Annotated in this window: 12 protein-coding genes; 4 read left to right on the forward strand and 8 right to left on the reverse strand. The window is 70.0% G+C overall.

Translation table 11 applies throughout. The features are described from left to right. Positions 1 to 5 precede the first annotated feature (5 nt). From MRBLWO12_RS12135 to MRBLWO12_RS12150, 4 genes are all read right to left on the reverse strand, one after another. Positions 6 to 1,010 (reverse strand): phosphotransferase family protein, encoded by a 1,005-nt coding sequence (locus MRBLWO12_RS12135; protein WP_363555805.1) that lies wholly within the window; start codon positions 1,008 to 1,010, stop codon positions 6 to 8. A 144-nt stretch (positions 1,011 to 1,154) separates the two neighbouring features. After that, positions 1,155 to 1,931 carry an SDR family NAD(P)-dependent oxidoreductase gene (locus MRBLWO12_RS12140; RefSeq protein ID WP_363555807.1) on the reverse strand — a complete coding sequence of 259 codons (777 nt, stop codon included), beginning with the start codon at positions 1,929 to 1,931 and terminating at the stop codon, positions 1,155 to 1,157. After that, entirely contained in the window at positions 1,928 to 6,997 is a 5,070-nt protein-coding gene (locus MRBLWO12_RS12145) for a family 78 glycoside hydrolase catalytic domain (protein ID WP_363555809.1), read from the reverse strand. The genes MRBLWO12_RS12140 and MRBLWO12_RS12145 overlap by 4 nt, the downstream gene beginning before the upstream one ends. 28 nt (positions 6,998 to 7,025) lie before the next feature. Further along, complete coding sequence (locus MRBLWO12_RS12150; RefSeq protein WP_363555811.1) at positions 7,026 to 8,363, reverse strand: MFS transporter; 1,338 nt, start codon at positions 8,361 to 8,363, stop codon at positions 7,026 to 7,028. A 100-nt stretch (positions 8,364 to 8,463) separates the two neighbouring features. Here MRBLWO12_RS12150 and MRBLWO12_RS12155 point away from each other — a divergent pair, with 100 nt between their 5' ends. Further along, positions 8,464 to 9,456 (forward strand): LacI family DNA-binding transcriptional regulator, encoded by a 993-nt coding sequence (locus tag MRBLWO12_RS12155; protein WP_363555813.1) that lies wholly within the window; start codon positions 8,464 to 8,466, stop codon positions 9,454 to 9,456. Between the two features lie 29 nt (positions 9,457 to 9,485). On the opposite strand, the gene MRBLWO12_RS12160 is transcribed toward MRBLWO12_RS12155, so the two are convergent. Continuing rightward, on the reverse strand, positions 9,486 to 10,157 hold the full coding sequence (locus MRBLWO12_RS12160; RefSeq protein ID WP_363555815.1) for an HAD family hydrolase: 672 nt from the start codon (positions 10,155 to 10,157) through the stop codon (positions 9,486 to 9,488). A gap of 254 nt (positions 10,158 to 10,411) precedes the next feature. Here MRBLWO12_RS12160 and MRBLWO12_RS12165 point away from each other — a divergent pair, with 254 nt between their 5' ends. Both MRBLWO12_RS12165 and MRBLWO12_RS12170 read left to right on the forward strand, forming a co-directional pair. Further along, positions 10,412 to 11,146 (forward strand): GntR family transcriptional regulator, encoded by a 735-nt coding sequence (locus tag MRBLWO12_RS12165; protein WP_363555817.1) that lies wholly within the window; start codon positions 10,412 to 10,414, stop codon positions 11,144 to 11,146. Positions 11,147 to 11,351: 205 nt separating this feature from the next. Next, positions 11,352 to 13,487, forward strand: coding sequence for an endonuclease/exonuclease/phosphatase family protein (locus MRBLWO12_RS12170; protein ID WP_363555819.1), 2,136 nt, complete (start codon positions 11,352 to 11,354; stop codon positions 13,485 to 13,487). A 90-nt stretch (positions 13,488 to 13,577) separates the two neighbouring features. On the opposite strand, the gene MRBLWO12_RS12175 is transcribed toward MRBLWO12_RS12170, so the two are convergent. Genes MRBLWO12_RS12175 through MRBLWO12_RS12185 form a run of 3 tightly spaced genes read right to left on the reverse strand, consistent with a single transcriptional unit; the run spans position 13,578 to position 15,326 of the window. Then, positions 13,578 to 14,390, reverse strand: a complete 813-nt coding sequence (locus tag MRBLWO12_RS12175; protein WP_363555821.1) for a DUF1206 domain-containing protein — start codon at positions 14,388 to 14,390, stop codon at positions 13,578 to 13,580. Continuing rightward, complete coding sequence (locus MRBLWO12_RS12180; protein WP_363555822.1) at positions 14,387 to 15,058, reverse strand: phosphatase PAP2 family protein; 672 nt, start codon at positions 15,056 to 15,058, stop codon at positions 14,387 to 14,389. The genes MRBLWO12_RS12175 and MRBLWO12_RS12180 overlap by 4 nt, the downstream gene beginning before the upstream one ends. Positions 15,059 to 15,065: 7 nt before the next feature. Then, complete coding sequence (locus MRBLWO12_RS12185) at positions 15,066 to 15,326, reverse strand: DUF6458 family protein (RefSeq protein ID WP_247631252.1); 261 nt, start codon at positions 15,324 to 15,326, stop codon at positions 15,066 to 15,068. 116 nt (positions 15,327 to 15,442) lie between these two features. Here MRBLWO12_RS12185 and MRBLWO12_RS12190 point away from each other — a divergent pair, with 116 nt between their 5' ends. Then, positions 15,443 to 16,102 (forward strand): ArsR family transcriptional regulator, encoded by a 660-nt coding sequence (locus MRBLWO12_RS12190; protein WP_363555825.1) that lies wholly within the window; start codon positions 15,443 to 15,445, stop codon positions 16,100 to 16,102. Positions 16,103 to 16,192: the final 90 nt, after the last annotated feature.

The following is a 16,192-nucleotide window of genomic DNA, read 5'->3' on the forward strand; positions in this document are numbered from 1 at the left end:
CCCGGCTAGCTGTGCAACCGCCGCAGCGTGGCGCGGAGACGGCCGCGGACGAACCGTCGAGACATCGCCGCGCCCATGCCCCGATAGCCGCGGGGAACGGCTTCCGCGAGCATGAGCATGCACACGTAGGCGTCGTACAGCGCCAAGCGAGTGCGCTGGTCCTCGTCGAAGGCCCACTCCCGCCCACCGGCGCGGGCGTAGGCGACGTTGAACGCGACGTCCTTCGCCGGGTCGCGGAACAGCGACGTCGACACCAGCTCGGCCAGGGGGTCGCCCCAGAACATCCGCTCGCCGTCGATCAGCCCCGTCAGGCGTGCCGAGTCGCCGTCCTGAGCGGCGAACACATTGCCATCCCAGAGATCGAAGTGCACCAACGCCGGCGCGGACACCTCGTCGAGCAGGGCGCGGTGGCGCCGGACCGTCGAGCGGAGCAGCTCTTCGGTCGGTCCGATGCGCACCCGGTACCGCATGACGTCCGATACGACCGCATCCCACATGCGACCGAACGCCTCACCCCAGGTATCGCCCTGCAGAGAATCGCGATCATCAGGACGGTCGTAGCCGAAGAACTCGCCCCGCACCTCGTGCAGACGCGCGACGGCGGTGCCCAGCTCGGCTCGCACCGTCGCGCGTCCCAGGTCCGTCAGGTCGCGCCCGATGCGCTGGAGCGGTGCGCCGTCGAGGAACGACAGGAAGATCACATCGCGATCGATCAGACGGCGGGTGAAGTCCTCGGCGAGCACCGCCGGAACCGGTGCTCGCCCCGCCGCGTGGGCGTAGTACGACACTTCGGAGCGCATCAGGGCGTCTTCGTAGCCGAGGCGCGGGAGATCATCCGGGGGCGCCACCTTGACCACGACCTGCCCTCCGTTCTGGAGACCGACGCGATAGGCCGCGTTGTACATGCCGTCCGCCAGCTCGTCGACGCCCGCGGCGGACACACCGAGGTGCTGCTCCACCAACGTGGCGACGACGGGGGTCGGGACGGGCACCTTCGTCCTGCTGTGCATGTGGGTGTCCTCCAGATACGTGAGCTGCGGCCCGGCTTCTGTCACTCCGGCGACGAGGCGACGGCTCCGGTGTACCAGGATGTCATCGTCGACGGTCCGCTGCGCTCCCTGGAGACCACGGACGGCGTCGACATCGGAGCAGGGTCACATGTGGGCGCCGCCGTCGATCCGGATCTCGGTTCCGGTGAGGAACGCCCCATCATCGGAGACGAGAGTCGCCACGACGGCCGCGACATCCGCCGGAGTGCCGAACTCTCCCGCCGGCTTGAGCGCCGACGACAGCTTCGCGAACAGGGTCCAGTCGGCATCCGCCGGCAGTAGACCAGGCGTGGCGCCGGTGATCCCGCTCTCGATCCCACCGGGGACGATGTTGACCGCCCGCAGTCCTCTCATCGCGTATTCCAGCGCGATGCTGTGCGTGAAGGAGGCGATCGCGCCCTTGCTCGCCGCATAGGCGGCCATGTACGGATGGGCGAAGAAGGCGGAGGTCGAGCTGAAGTTCACGACCCGCCCTCCGTGCGGCGACTCCAGCAGCGGAGCCAGCGACTCACGGACCATCAGGAAGGTGCCGGTGAGGTTGATCCGCAGGATGCGATTCCACGAGTCGAGTGAGGTCTCGTGCGTGTGGGAGGCGGTGAGGATCCCCGCAGCGTTGACGAGAGCATCCAGTCGGCCCGCGTCTCCGACGATCTCCGCGACACCCTCGACGACGGAGGTCTCGTCGCCGATATCGATCACCCGGGTGCGGAGCCTGTCGGCCGTGTCTGCGGGCGCCTCGGTGGCAAGCCCCTCCAGCGCCTCCCGGTTCACATCGACGGCGTAGACGGATGCCCCCTCCTCCAGCAAGCGGAGGGCTGTGCCCCGTCCGATGCCGGAGGCGGCGCCGGTGACCAGTGCCACGCGGTGGGAGAGTCGGTTCATGGTGTGTTCCTTTCCGGGAGCGGTGCGAGGCTGAGCTCGATCAGCTGCTGCAGTGCCTCGTCGGGGATCTCGACTCCCGGGAATCGCGCGAACTGCCCCATCGGCATAGATTCGACCATGCGCAGCATGTTGCCGTTCTCCTCCGCCGCCGCCTGCTGTTCGGGGGTGGCGTTCGCGGTCATCGCGCCCATGAGCGCCGGGCCGACCACCGGGTGGGCGAACCACTCGCCGACCGTGGAGTCGAGACCGAGCGGCTCGGGTCGATCGACATCGCCGTCCAGCGCGGCATCCGAGGTCGAGATCACATCGGCGGATGAGCGGGCGATCTCGATCCGGTAGGTGCCGGGCTGCACCCACCAGCGCGCCTTCGGGGCATCCCAGAACGCGAACGCGCGGCGTCCGAGCGCGAACTCGACGGTCTGCTCCTCCCCCGGCTCGAGGTGGATCTTGCGGAAGGCCGCGAGCTCTCGCACCGGTCGGCGCACCGATGATGCGGCGGGCGATACGTACACCTGCACGACCTCTGCACCCGCGACGTTCCCGTCGTTGCGGACCGTGACGTGGACGATCGCGGTATCGGCACCCGTCACGACCACCCGCGTGGGTTCGTAACCGAACCGGGTGTAGCTCAGACCATGCCCGAAGGGGTAGCGGACGGGCGCATTCGTCGTGGCGTAGTACCGATATCCGACGAAGATGCCCTCGCCGTAGCGGACCACTTCGTTCTCTCCCGGGAAGGTGAGGAACGACGGGGTGTCCTCCAGCCGATACGGAATCGACTCGGCGAGACGCCCGGACGGAGTGACGGCACCGGTGAGGATGTCAGCGAGAGCCCCGCCGACGGCCTGACCGAGCGCCCACCCCTCCACGATCGCGTCGACGGAGTCGTGCCACGGCTCGAGGGTGACCACACCACCGTTCGAGAGCACGACCACGGTGCGGTTCGCGCGTCCGGCGACGGCATGGATCAGGGCGACCTGGTCGGCGGGGAGGTCGAGCGTCGTCCGGTCGAAGCCCTCGGACTGGTCCTCCTCGTGCAGGCCGACGAAGACCACAGCGACATCGGCTGCGGCCGCCAGGCTCACGGCGTCGGCGCACAGCTCCTCGGCGCGGCCGTCCTCCCCGTAGCCGGGAGCGTAGGTGACGGCCTCCGCCCCCAGCTGCGCACGGAGCTCATCCAACGGAACATCCAGTCTGGTCGGGTTGACGTGCGAACTGCCGCCGCCCTGGTACTGCGGTTCGACGGCCAGCGTTCCGAGCACCGCGACCTTCTGCCCCGCGCGCAGCGGCAGTGCCGCGTTCTCGTTGCGCAGCAGCACGATCGATCCCGCCGCGGCGCGACGGGCCAGCGCGTGGTGCGCGTCCTCGTCGAACGGCTCCGGCTCGGCGGGGAGGGCGGTGCGCTCGACCAGCCGGGCCACGCGCGCGAAGGCCTGCTCCACCACGGCGCGATCGAGGCTCCCGTCGCGAACCGCCGAGAGGATCGCCTGGGTGCCCTCGTCACCTGTTCCGGGCATCTCCAGGTCCAGCCCTGCGCGCAGCGCCTCGACCCGGTCCTTGATCGCACCCCAGTCGGAGACCACGAGACCGTCGAACCCCCATTCGCCGCGGAGCAGATCCGTGAGCAGCCATCTGTTCTCCGACGCGAACACGCCGTTGATCGCGTTGTAGGCGCTCATGACGCTGGTCGGGTCTGCTTCCGTCACGACCCGCTCGAACGCCGGCAGGTAGATCTCGCGAAGGGCACGGTCGTCGACCTCGGCGCTGACGCGCATCCGCTCGGTCTCCTGACTGTTCACCGCGAAGTGCTTGACCGAGGTTCCCACCCCGGTCGACTGCACGCCCTGCACGTATTCGGTCGCGAGCGCCCCGGTCAGATACGGGTCCTCGGAGAAGTATTCGAAGCCGCGCCCACCCAGCGGCGAGCGCTTGATGTTGATCGCCGGCCCGAGGAGCATGTTGACGTTCAGGGCTCTGGCCTCCTCGCCCAGCGCCACACCGACCTCGCGCACGAGATCGGTGTCCCAGCTGGAGCCGAGCGCGACGCCGGGAGGGAAGCAGGTCGAGGGCAGCGACTCGTGGAAGCCGAGGTTGTCGGCGGTTCCGTCCTGACGGCGCACCCCGTGCGGCCCGTCGACCATGACCATCGAGGCGATGTCGCTCGTCACGCGCGTCGACCAGAAGTCGCGGCCGGACAGCAGTGCCGCGCGCTCTTCGAAACCCGGATCCTCCTCCGTCTGCGCGGGGGCGAAGATGTCTGCGGGGATCTCCTCCCCCGCGGACAGGGCGGCGAATCCACGCTCGAGGTCCGCGAGCACGGCGCCGGGATCCGGGAGCATGCCTGTGACCTCCCGCGGTGTCACGTCATCCCGTCCCTGAAGGCCGCCGGACATGTGCTCTGCCGCCCCTGGGATCCACTTGTCGATCACGCCGGTGAGCACCGCGGTCGCTTCGGCGTCGTCGATGATGTCGGCCATGCGCGAGTCGACCGAGAAGGTGCGCTGCGAGATCTCGTCCACCTCGAACGGCTCCGACCACGTGTGCTCACCCGCGCCCACCGGGAAGGATGCGCCAGAAGGGAGCACGACGTCGGCGGTCGCACCGGTGGGCACGGTCGCGTGGATGTGCACCTCACCGTCGGCGAGCACCCAGCCGGCTGCGGCGAGGCCGTACGGCGTGCGCAGCGTCGCCGAGGCCGAATCGAGCCCGCGGCGCGGCGGCTGCGGAGCGATGCGCAGCGTGCGGTACCCCGGAGCGGCAGGCGCGAGACCCGCCACCACACGATGCATCCAGTCACCCACGGCGCCGAAGGCGTAGTGGTTGAACGAGGTCATGCCGCTCGGGTTGACGGTGCCGTCAGGGAGCAGGGAGTCCCAGCGTTCCCAGATGGTCGTGGCCCCCTGCGAGACCGCGTAGAGCCACGAGGGCGCCTCGGTCTGCAGCAGCAGCCGGTAGGCGACGTCCGCATGACCATGCGCACTGAGGGCATCCGTGATGATCGGCGTACCGATGAAGCCGGTGGAGATGCGGTAGCCGTTGCCGGCGACGATCCTGGCCAGTCGGTCGGCGGCGTGCTGCTTCTCGTCGTCGCCGTCGAGGAGGTCGAAGGTCAGCGCGAGGGCGTATGCGGTCGCGGAGTCGGAGAGCACTCGGCCTGTCTTGGACACGTATTCGTCGTGGAAGGCGCGCGCGACCTCCTGCGCGAGCGCGCCGTACCGGGCGGCGTCGTCGGAGCGACCGAGGAGTGCGGCCGAATCGGCGACGATGCGCGCGGACCGGGCGAAGTACGCGGTCGCGACGATCTCGGGGTAGGTCTGCGCCTGCTCCGGACGCTCGGGCGGAGCGGTGGGGTCGAGCCAGTCCCCGAACTGGAAGCCGGCGCTCCAGATCCGGTCCTCCCCTGCCGCCGCCGTGACCTCGTCGACCCAGGCCGTCATGCTGTCGAACTGACGCTCCAGCACACCGAGATCGCCGTAGGCCTGGTACAGCGCCCAGGGCACGACGGTCGCAGCATCGGCCCACCCCGCGGTCGGTCCGGTGTACCCGGTGACGACGGCGGGGACGACCATCGGCGTACCGCCGTACTTCTTCTGCTCGGCGGCCAGGTCCTTCAGCCATGAGGCGAGGAACCCCGCGGAGTCGAACAGGTAGCTCGCGGTGGGGGCGAAGACCTGCAGGTCGCCGGTCCACCCGAGTCGCTCGTCGCGCTGCGGGCAGTCGGTCGGAACGTCGACGAAGTTGCCGCGCATGCCCCAGACCACGTTCTCGTGCAGCCGGTCAACGAGCGGGTGGCTCGTCTCGAACCATCCGGTGCGCTCCATGTCGGAGTGCATCACCTCGGCGACCACGGCCGACGGATCGACGCCGCCCGGCCATCCGGTCACCTCCGCGTACCGGAATCCGTGGAATGTGAACCGCGGTGCCCAGGTCTCCTCACCGTGCCCGGCGAGGACGTAGGTGTCTGTCGCCTTGGCGGCGCGCAACGGCTCGGTGGCGAGTTCCCCGTTCTCGAGGACCTCGGCGTGACGGAGGGTGATCGTCGTGCCGGCCTCACCCGAGACGCGGATGCGCAACCGTCCCACGAGGTTCTGCCCGAAGTCGAGAATCGTCGCGCCGGTGGGAGTGGTCGAGACCTCGCGCACGGGGAGGCTTTCGACGACACGCACCGGGGGACCGTCGGGTGCCACCAGCTCGACATCGCCCAGGGACCGCACGACGACCGGAGACCAGTCCTGGTCGTCGAAGGCGCTCGTGGACCATGCCGGGTCGAAGGCGCGGGCGTCGTAATCCTCGCCGTTGTAGATGTCTGCGGCGATGATCGGGCCGCGGCCCGAGTGCCAATCCGGTCCGGATGCCACGGTCTGAACACTGCCGTCCGCGTACTCGATCTCTATCTGCACGAGCACGCTCAGCGCGGAGCCGTACAGCGCCTTCTTGTCTCCCCACCCGAGGTATCCGCGCCACCAGCCGTCGCCGAGCCAGGCACCGACCACGTTCTGCTCGGCCTGGAGCAGAGCGGTGATGTCGTAGGTGTTGTAGCGCAGACGCGACTCGTAGGCGGTCCATCCCGGTGCGAGCTCGTCGTCGCCGACGCGCTGGCCGTTGACCTCGAGCTGGTAGAGACCGTGTCCGCTCGCATACGCCCGCGCACGGACGATGTCGGTGCCCTTCACCGTGAACGCGCCTCGCACGAGCGGCGAGGCGATCGCGTCATCCGACGGTCCGACGAGATCGGCGACCCACTGGTCGGGCTCGATCAGACCGGCCTCGACGGCCGCCCACTCGCTCCATCCGCTCTCCGCGCCGTTCCCACCATCACCGATCACGCGCACCCGCACCTCCGTGCGCTCTCGCGACGCCAGGTCGGCGAACGGCCACGGCACGAGGACGGAATCCGGGCCCACGACCCGCACCGACTCTCCCCCGCGTCGTTCGAGTTCGTACGCCCCCTGCACCCACCCGTCCGGCGCCTGCGTGGTGATCCACGACAGGCGGGGGCGGGTCTCACCGATGCCGAGGGCGTGGCGGTGGTGCTCGAAGCGGACGGGGGTGACGTGAAGAGACATCGGCGAAGGCGCTTTCGTGTGGCGGTGGTCAGCGGACGGAACGGATGCGCAGGATGAGGCACCCCGCGAGGAGGACGGCAGCGGCGGCGACGATGAAAAGCAACGGGTAGTTGCGGTCCTCTCCGGTGACACCGATCAGGAGGATGCCGGATGCCATGAGCGGCGCCACGGACTGCGGGATCGATGTCGCGAACCCGGTGATGCCCATGAAGCGCCCGGCGTCGGTCTCCCGCTCGGGAAGCACGTCGAGCAGCAGCGCCTGGTCGACCGCGGCGAAGAGTCCAAGGCCCACCGAGGTGGTCAGCGACCCGGCGATGAGGAGAGCGAGGTCCGGGGCGAAGGCCTGCCCGACCATGCCGACGGCCATGATGACCCCGCCGAGCAGCACGAACAGACGACGTCGCTTGAGCCTGTCGGACAGGAAGCCTCCGCCGATCGCCCCTGCCGTGATGGCGAGGATGCCGCCCAGGCTGAGCGACGCGATGATGCCGGTCACGGCCTCGACGGTGATGCCCAGACGGTCGGCGAAGAAGAAGCCCGTGTAGGTCGTGTTGAGGGTGATACCGGTGTAGAAGAGGAAGCGAGCGAGCCAGTTCCAGGAGAAGTCCGGGTACTTGCGCGGGTTGTACAGGTACTTGGAGAGCAGCTGCAGAACCGTCATCGGGTCCTTCGGGAGGGCACGCGAGTCGGCCTCATGCACCAGGGTCACGAAGAGGGTCACGAACAGGACGCCCACCGCACCGGGGACCAGGAACAGCAGCAGCGCATCTCCGGTGAAGAACTGCGCGATGACCACACCGAATACCGGCGCGATCTGGGTGGCGAAGCTGGTGAGCCCCGCGACCTTGCCGCGCTGAGATTCCGGGAGACGATCGGCGGTCGAGATCTGCAGGTTCGAGAGCACGGTGCCCCATCCCCACTGCGCGAGCACCCACCCCGCGCCGACCACGACGACGTTCGGTGCGGTCGCCATGATGATGAGCGAGACGACGCCGATGAGCATCCCTCCGATCATGAAGGGACGACGGCGGCCGATGCGCGTGCGCGTCCGGTCGCTCCAGACCCCCATGAACGGAGAGGTGAGCATCACGAACAATGCACCGGCACCCACGATCAGGCCGAGGTACTCGGGGTGACCGGGGGCGAGGGTGTTCACGCGGATCGTGAGCGAGATCGCGAGAGGGGTGATGAAGGCCATGAAGACGCCGAACTGGGCCAGCACCATGAACCAGATGTAGCGGCTGTTCACCTTGGGCAGCTCCGGCGGAACCTGTGCCGCGTCATCGAGCTGGGTCGCGTTCGCGACGGGGGCGGGGATGTTCGCAGGAAGCGGAGCGATGACCGGTTCGTCGTTGGTCGGCGTCATTCGAGGACTCCATCGTCATGATCGGGTTACTAGCGCGTGCTAGTGCTGTGTCTGGATGCTACGTTACTTCTACTAGCACGCGCAAGTGGTCAGGGGGATCATGTCGAAGGCGAACACCAGAAGAGTGACCGCCTCCGACGTCGCGCGTGCTGTGGGGCTGTCCCGCGCCACGGTCGGATTCGTCCTCAACGACACCCCGGGGCAGACCATCCCCGAAGCGACCCGTGCCCGCGTGCTCGCGGAGGCGAAGCGGCTCGGCTACCGCGCGAACACATCGGCCCGCGCCCTGGCCAGCGGCCGCACCCGCATCATCCTGCTCGTGCTGCCGGACTGGCCGCTCGACTACAGCATGCGCACGCACCTCGACGAGGCCTCGCTGGCGCTGGATGAAGCCGGCTACTCGCTCGTCACCATGACCCCTCACCCCGGCGGCCAGGCGCGACCGCTGTGGGAGACCCTTCGGCCCGACGTCGTCCTGGGCATGGCGTACTTCACGCCGGAGCAGCTCGACGAGATGCGCGCGAGCGGCATCGAGCACATCTTCCCTCCCACACCCGCCGACGAGCAGGAGCCCGCGCAGGAGCTGGGCTTCGTCGAGGGTCCCCGACTGCAGGTGGAGCACCTCCTCTCGCAGAGCCGGCGACGCCTGGCCTTCGCCAGCTCTCCCGACCCGCGCCTCGCCGATCTCGCTCAGCAGCGGCTGGCGCTCGCCTCGGATACGCTCCGCACCGCCACCGGTGCGGACTTCGCGCACGTGGGCGCGATCGACGAGTCCACGGCGGCGCAGCAGGTCGAGAAGTGGCTCGGCGACGGCGTCGATGCGGTGGTGGCCTACAACGACGACATCGCCGCGCTCGTGCTGCAGGCGGCGCTGCGCGCGGGGACGAAGGTGCCACAGGACCTGGCCATCGTCGGGCACGACGACACGCCGCTGGCCCGACTGCTCGTCCCCTCACTCTCCACCATCCGCATCGACAACGCCGGACTCGGCCGGTACCTCGCCGCCCTGGCGCTGAGCGCGGTGAACGGCGAGGACGCTCCCGCAGCGGGGCCGGAGACCGGCGCCACCCTGGTGGTGCGCGAGACGTCGTGATCGCAGCGGGCTCCGACCCGCTGCTCCCTTCAGGACCCCTCGCGCCCGGCGATCCTGCGCAGCATCGGCACGTCGACCTCGGTGAGCGACGCGACCCGATGGACCCCGGGCGGCAGGCTCCGCGCGAGGTCTCCCACGACCACGGTCACGCACCCGGCCGACACGGCCGACCAGGCACCGACGAGGGAGTCCTCGATGGCGACGCAGCGTGCAGCGGGGAGCCCGAGCGCCGCCGCCCCGTCGAGGTACGGATCGGGCGCCGGTTTGGTGCGGGCTGTGTCGTCGGCGGTCACCACAGCGCGGAACGCCGAGAGGTCGACGCGCTGAGCGAATCCGTCGACCCAGTGCCGCGGCGATGAGGTGACGAGGGCGAGTGGCACATCGGCGTCGACGAGAGCACGCAGCAGTTCCGGAGCACCCGGTGTCCAGCTGACCGCATCGGCGTACGCGGCGAGCGCGCGACGGTCGAGATCGGCGGCGATGTCCGCCGGGGCGGCGACGAGGTCGAGCCGCTCGCGCAGCAGCACGGCCGCGCGGTCGAGGTCCAGGCCTTCGGAGGCGGCGGCGAGGCCTGCGGCATCCGTTCCGTCATGATGGAAGACGAACCGTTCCACCACCCGCAACCAGGTGCTCTCGGTGTCGAGCAGGGTGCCGTCCATGTCACTGAGAACTCCCCAGGGGAGCGAGGGGGCATGCGTCATGGTGTCCTCCGGTCACGTCGATCTCGAACGGACCGCTGCCTCCATCACGCCGGGGCGAGGCGGACGGCACCCGGCCCGCGCGCGAACGGCCGGTGAACGCCGGAGGGCCGGCCGGGGAAACCCCGCGGACAGGTGCGTGCAGATGTGCAGGATGCCGGAGACCGCGCGATCAATGGCGCGGGGCCGCGGATACGCTGACGGCGGACCGACCTCACCTCCACCCTGAGGAGGCGCCGCAGAAGGGAACCGCCGCCATGCACCGCTACCGGGAGATCGCCCGCGACCTCACGATCCAGATCGCCGAAGGCGCGTTCGACGCCACAGGGATGCTGCCGCCAGAGGCGCAGCTCGCGATCGCGTTCGAGGTGTCGCGCGGCACGGTCCGCAACGCGCTGGTGCTCATGGCGCGGCAGGGTGCGATCGCTCCTCGGCGCGGTTCGGGCTGGCTGGTGCGGACGACCGTGCAGAGCCAGCGCTTCTCGGAGATGCGCTCGTTCGCGCAGTGGGCGTGGAGTCGCGGTCTGGAGCCGGGCGGGCGCGTCATCGCACAGCAGCGCCGCGCGGCGAGCGCGAGCGAGGTGCGGCTGTTCCGTGGCGGTCGGGGTATCGGGGAAGTGCTGGAGGTCGTCCGCCTGCGGCTCCTCAACGGACGCATCATGATGCTGGAGCGCACCGCGTACCCGTCCTGGATCGCTCCCCTGGTCGAAGCCCTGCCACCCGAGGAGCCGTCCGTCGTCGGCGCTCTGGAGTCCCGCGGCGTGCGCATGGTGCACGGTGAGCACTCGATCGATGCCATCGCAGCCCCCAGCGAGGACGCCCGCCTGCTCGATGTACGGCGATCGAGCCCACTGCTGCGGGTGAAGCGGGTCAGCTATGCCTCGGATGGCCGCGCGATCGAGACGGGCGACGACCGCTACCTCCCCGATGTCATGTCCTTCCAGGTGCAGGCATCGCTGCAGGGGATGTCACTCACACGCCAGACCGGCTGACCTGCGCGAAGGCACGCTTCTGGACAGGTGTGCGTCGTGGGCCCCGGTATTCGGCCCGGTTCGGCTCGACGCCGCCGTTCGGACCTGCCACGTTCACCCTGCGGTCACCTTCCGGCTGTTCTGTCGCGTCGAGGAAGGGCATTCGCGCCTTCCGCCGGCCCCCGGACGGGGCGCCGACCTCGTCTCTGGAAGGAACACCGCAGACATGTCTTCGTCCCCCGCTCTCGGGATGCGCCGGCGCCGGCGCATCCCCCTGCTCACGGCGCTCATCGCCACGGGAGCGCTCATCGCCGCACCCCTGATGCTCGCCTCCCCCGCGGCCGCCGCTGCCGCGGCGTCCGAGATCACCCTCGCCGACGCCGAGGTCTCCGTCGGTGACACGATCGCCGTCGACTTCGCCACGGATCGCCCCAGCGCCAAGAACTGGGTCGCGATCTACCCGGAGTCGAAGCCTGAACCCTGCGACGCCTGCGGCATGGCCTGGGCCTACGCCCCCGGCGCGAGCGGGTCGGTGCAGCTCCCCACGAACGACCGAGCGGGCAACCCGCTTCCCGCGGGGAGCTACCGGGTCGAGTACCTCTACAACGACGGCTACACGCGTGTCAGCGCGCCGGCCGCGTTCACCATCGACGGAGAGCCGGCGGGCGAGGACCCCTACGAGGGACCGGATGTCGACCCGACGAAGCCCATCGACCTTTCGGTCGTGCAGCTGAACGTCTGGGGCAAGACGACCGACGCGGCGATGCTCGAGGAGATCGGCGCCGATCTGATCTTCGTCGAGGAGGCGCAGCGTGCTGCGACCGCCGTGGCGAAGGACCTCAGCTTCGACCACCACTCCACCGGTGGCAGCGCCGGCATCATCTCGCGGTATCCGATCGTCGATGCAGGCGTCGTCACGGTGCCAGGAACGCAGGGCGGCTGGATGAAGGCCATCGTGCAGGTGGGCGACACACAGATCGCCGCGTACAGCGGCCACCTGGAGTACCGCTACTACGCCACCTACCTGCCGCGCGGCTACGCGGGTGACGTGCTCGCCCCTGGCTTCCCGATCGAGTGGCGCGGATGGAACAAGCTGAACGCCCCGGTGACCGATGTGCCGCAGATCCTCGCGGCCAACGAGGCCTCCGGCCGACCCGCTGCCGCGGCGGCGCTGACCGCCGATATGGCCGAGGAGCGCGCGGCCGGGCGTCTCACGATGATGGGCGCTGACATGAACGAGCCGTCGGTGCTGGACTGGACCGAGAGCACCGCGCACCTCTACGACCACAACGGCGTCGTCGCCCCCTGGCAGACGACGAGCATCCTGCGCGACGGCGGACTCGTCGACGCGTACCGGGCGATGTACCCCGATCCCGTGACCCACCCCGGCTTCACCTGGCCGGCGGCCACCCCGAACGTCGATGTCTCGCAGCTCGCCTGGGCGCCGGAGGCGGACGAGCGGGACCGGATCGACTACGTGTTCTTCGCCCCGGACGACCGGCTGAGCCTGACCGGCACGCGGATCGTCGGACCGGTGGGCGACGTCGTGCGCGGCGCCAAGGCTCCTCCGGTCTCCGACGAGGAGATCTTCACCCCGCTCACGCTGTGGACCAGCGACCACAAGGGTCTGCAGGCCGAGTTCGTCGTCTGCGGCGAGGCCTGCCAGGCCGCGCAGGAGCCGGGTGAGCTCGTGGTCGGCACCCCGTCGATCACCGGCACGGCGAAGGCCGGGGAGACGGTCACCGCCGCACCCGGCGAGTGGACGGCCGGCACCGCGTTCACCTTCCAGTGGCTCGCCGACGGGCAGCCCATCGACGGCGCGACGTCCGCCACACTGTCGATCCCGTCGACACTCGCCGGCCACGCGCTCTCCGTGCGAGTCGACGGCGCCCTCGACGGCTACGCGCCGGGGTCGGCGACCAGTGCCGCCGTGACCGTCGCCGGCGACGAGCCCGTGGTGACGGAGCCGACCGTGACGCTCGGAGCGACCACGGTCGTCGCGGGCGGAACTCTGGACGTCAGCGGCACCGGTTTCGCCGCAGGCACCGAGCTACGGCTGGAGCTGCACTCCACCCCCGTGGTCCTCGGCACCGCGACGACCTCGGCGGCGGGCGAGTTCTCCACCACCGTCCGGATCCCGGCATCCGTCTCGGCCGGCGCGCACACGCTCGTCGTGGTCAGCCCGGACGGAACGCCGCTGCGCGTCGCGCTCACCGTGACCGCCGCGCAGGGCGCGGGCGCGGGCGCCGACGACCTGGCGCAGACGGGTGGCGAGCTCCTCGTGCCGGCCGTCTGGATCGCGCTGGCAGCGCTGACGCTCGGAGGGCTCCTGCTCACCCGACGCCGCATGCGTCAGCGGTAACCGCAGCACGAAGGCCCCGACTCCCCCGTCCTCCGGGGAGCCGGGGCCTTCGTCATGCGGCGTACGCCGGCGCACCGAGAACCCCGCCGCTCACATCCGTGCGTAGCGCGCACGCGCGAAGCAGAACACCCCATAGAGAGCGAGCCCGGCGCCCACTGTCCAGAGGATGATCCCGCCGAAGGGCAGCCCGGCCAGACTGCGCAGCGCCGCATCCAGTCCGCCGGCCTTCTCCGGGTCGTGCGTGACGGCGGCGATGACGAAGAGCACCCCGGCCACTGCGACCGCGATCCCCTTCGCGATGTAGCCGGCGACGCCGAAGGCGACGATCCCGGAACTCGCGGCCCCGGCCGGCAGCGCGAGACTCTTCCTGAAGGCGCGGGTGATCCCCCGCACGATGAACGCGACGCCGACGGCGACCACGCCGAGGCCGACCACCACCAGCAGCACGACGCCGGCCGGCACCGCCAGCAGACGCGCACTGAACGACTGCGACGATTCGGATGACTGCGACTGACCGCCGAGGGCGTAGACGAGGGCGGTCGCGCCGATCGCGAGATAGGCGGCGGCAGTGCCGAGGAACTTCGCTCGGTGACCCCACTTCTTCGTGGAGTCCGGGTCGCGCTCAGCCACCGCTTCGGCGATCTGCCAGATCGCGAGCGCCAGCAGTCCGAGCACGATGACCCAGAGCAGGAGCACTCCCGCCGGCGCCTGCTGGATCTGCGCCAGCGCCCCGCCCTGATCGGCGTTGCCTCCGCCCCCGCCGATCGCGATCGAGATGGCGATCGCGCCGATCAGGATGTGCAGGATGCCGAGGACGACGTAGCCGATGCGGGCGAGGGTGCGGAATGCCCGGGAATCCTGGGCAGCCGCGGCGGTGGAGGAAGCCGACGAGGAGATGTTCATGAGGGGCTCACGCTTTCGTTCGAGTGTTCGGGGGACGGGGTGCCGACCGCGCGGAGCGCACGACGGTCGCGGACGGCCTCGACGCAGACCCAGACCACTGTCGCGACGGCGATCCCCTCCAGCAGTCCGGCGACGACGTCGCTCAGCCAGTGCGCGTGCAGGAAAGTGCGGCTCCACATCATCGCGACGACCCACACCGCCCCCACCACCCAGACGTACCAGCGGCGGAGCACGATGCCGAGGACGACGGCCACCGTCGTGGCGACAGCCGTATGACCGGAGGGGAAGGAGGTCGCCACGCTCTCGGCGAGCGAATCCGCAGGGCGCGTACGACCGATGACGGCGGCCATGGTCGCGCCGACGGCGACGACGACCACCATCGCGATCGCCAGCGTCGCGGCATCCGCTCTCCGGCCACGCCACAGCAGGCACGCGATCAGCACGACGCCCACGACGATCATGCCGATCATGCCGCCGACGACGGCCGGCACCCAGGCGACGATGATCCCCACGTCGCCGGTCGTCGCCCGCATGAGGTCGTTCCACCACACGTCGATCCCGAGCGGCTCGTGCCCACCGACCGCGACGATGCCGCGCAGGGCGACGAACGCGACGGTGGCGGCGATGCCCACGAGGAGCGCCGTGTGGCGACGGGCGACGTCGGACACGCGGAGCTCAGGCGAGAGGATCGCTGTTGCGGATGCTCCGGCGCGTGACGCGCTCACCCGTGGCGGGGTCGACCGCGGTGCGCGCGACCGACTCGGTGCGACGGCTGCGCATCACCAGGACGAGACTGATCAGGAAGACCAGGACGCCGGCGCCCATGAGGATGTACCCGATCAGATCGAGGTCGACGAACCCTCCGGTGTCGATGTTGAGCGCGAAGACGAGGATCGCTCCGATGACGATGAGCGCGATGCCGGTTCCGATACCCATGATGCTGCTTCCTCTCCGGGGCCGCGTCTGCGGCCCGCACGGGACACCATAAGGTCAATCGGCGTTGAGTCAATCCTCATGGACATAGGTGCTGCGAGGTGGTAGGGATGGAGTCGATGACCAATCTGGAACGCCGCGCGGGGATCTTCGCCGCACTCGCCGATCAGACGCGCCTGCGCATCGTCGACCTGCTCACGCTCGGCGATCTGTCGTCCTCCGAGATCGGCGCGACCCTCGATCTGCGCTCGAATCTGATCGCGCATCACCTCGGCGTCCTGGAGTCCGCCCAGATCGTCGCCCGCACCCGGTCGGAGTTCGACCGGCGACGCACGTATATCGGGCTGCGCCCCGAGGTCTTCGACACCCTCGCTCCTCCGAGCGTGATCCCCCCGCGGCGCGTCCTCTTCGTCTGCACGGCCAACTCCGCGCGATCCCAGCTCGCCGAGACGATCTGGCGCGATGCGAGCGCGGTCGATGTCGCCTCCGCCGGCACCCGTCCCGCCGAGGAGGTGAACCCCGAGGCCATCGCCGCGGCAGCCCGGCACGGACTCGCCATGCGCCCCGCCCACCCGCCGCAGCACATCGACGACGTCCGCGCGGATGGCGACCTGGTGATCACGGTCTGCGACGACGCCCACGAGCGACTGCGCGACGGAGACGACCTGCACTGGTCGATCCGCGACCCCGCACGCGTCGGCACCGCCGCCTTCGATGCCGCCTTCGACGCCCTCTGCCTGCGCATCCGGGCCTTGTCCTCGCGCCTCGTCGCCGCCTGAGCGCGGCGACGCCCCCGACCATTCTGGTCGGCTTCACAGCCGAATCGGTCGGACCTCGATATAGGCTCACTCGTGGCCGCCCCACGTTGC

It is taken from the genome of Microbacterium sp. LWO12-1.2 (assembly GCF_040675875.1).
In the GTDB taxonomy this organism is placed as follows: domain Bacteria; phylum Actinomycetota; class Actinomycetes; order Actinomycetales; family Microbacteriaceae; genus Microbacterium.

Excerpts from the sequence above, each read along its gene's own strand:
- MRBLWO12_RS12135 (WP_363555805.1), bottom strand. The coding sequence starts at position 1,010 with ATGCACAGCAGGACGAAGGTGCCCGTCCCGACCCCCGTCGTCGCCACG.
- MRBLWO12_RS12140 (WP_363555807.1), bottom strand. The coding sequence starts at position 1,931 with ATGAACCGACTCTCCCACCGCGTGGCACTGGTCACCGGCGCCGCCTCC.
- MRBLWO12_RS12145 (WP_363555809.1), bottom strand. The coding sequence starts at position 6,997 with ATGTCTCTTCACGTCACCCCCGTCCGCTTCGAGCACCACCGCCACGCC.
- MRBLWO12_RS12150 (WP_363555811.1), bottom strand. The coding sequence starts at position 8,363 with ATGACGCCGACCAACGACGAACCGGTCATCGCTCCGCTTCCTGCGAAC.
- MRBLWO12_RS12155 (WP_363555813.1), top strand. The coding sequence starts at position 8,464 with ATGTCGAAGGCGAACACCAGAAGAGTGACCGCCTCCGACGTCGCGCGT.
- MRBLWO12_RS12160 (WP_363555815.1), bottom strand. The coding sequence starts at position 10,157 with ATGACGCATGCCCCCTCGCTCCCCTGGGGAGTTCTCAGTGACATGGAC.
- MRBLWO12_RS12165 (WP_363555817.1), top strand. The coding sequence starts at position 10,412 with ATGCACCGCTACCGGGAGATCGCCCGCGACCTCACGATCCAGATCGCC.
- MRBLWO12_RS12170 (WP_363555819.1), top strand. The coding sequence starts at position 11,352 with ATGTCTTCGTCCCCCGCTCTCGGGATGCGCCGGCGCCGGCGCATCCCC.
- MRBLWO12_RS12175 (WP_363555821.1), bottom strand. The coding sequence starts at position 14,390 with ATGAACATCTCCTCGTCGGCTTCCTCCACCGCCGCGGCTGCCCAGGAT.
- MRBLWO12_RS12185 (WP_247631252.1), bottom strand. The coding sequence starts at position 15,326 with ATGGGTATCGGAACCGGCATCGCGCTCATCGTCATCGGAGCGATCCTC.
- MRBLWO12_RS12190 (WP_363555825.1), top strand. The coding sequence starts at position 15,443 with ATGACCAATCTGGAACGCCGCGCGGGGATCTTCGCCGCACTCGCCGAT.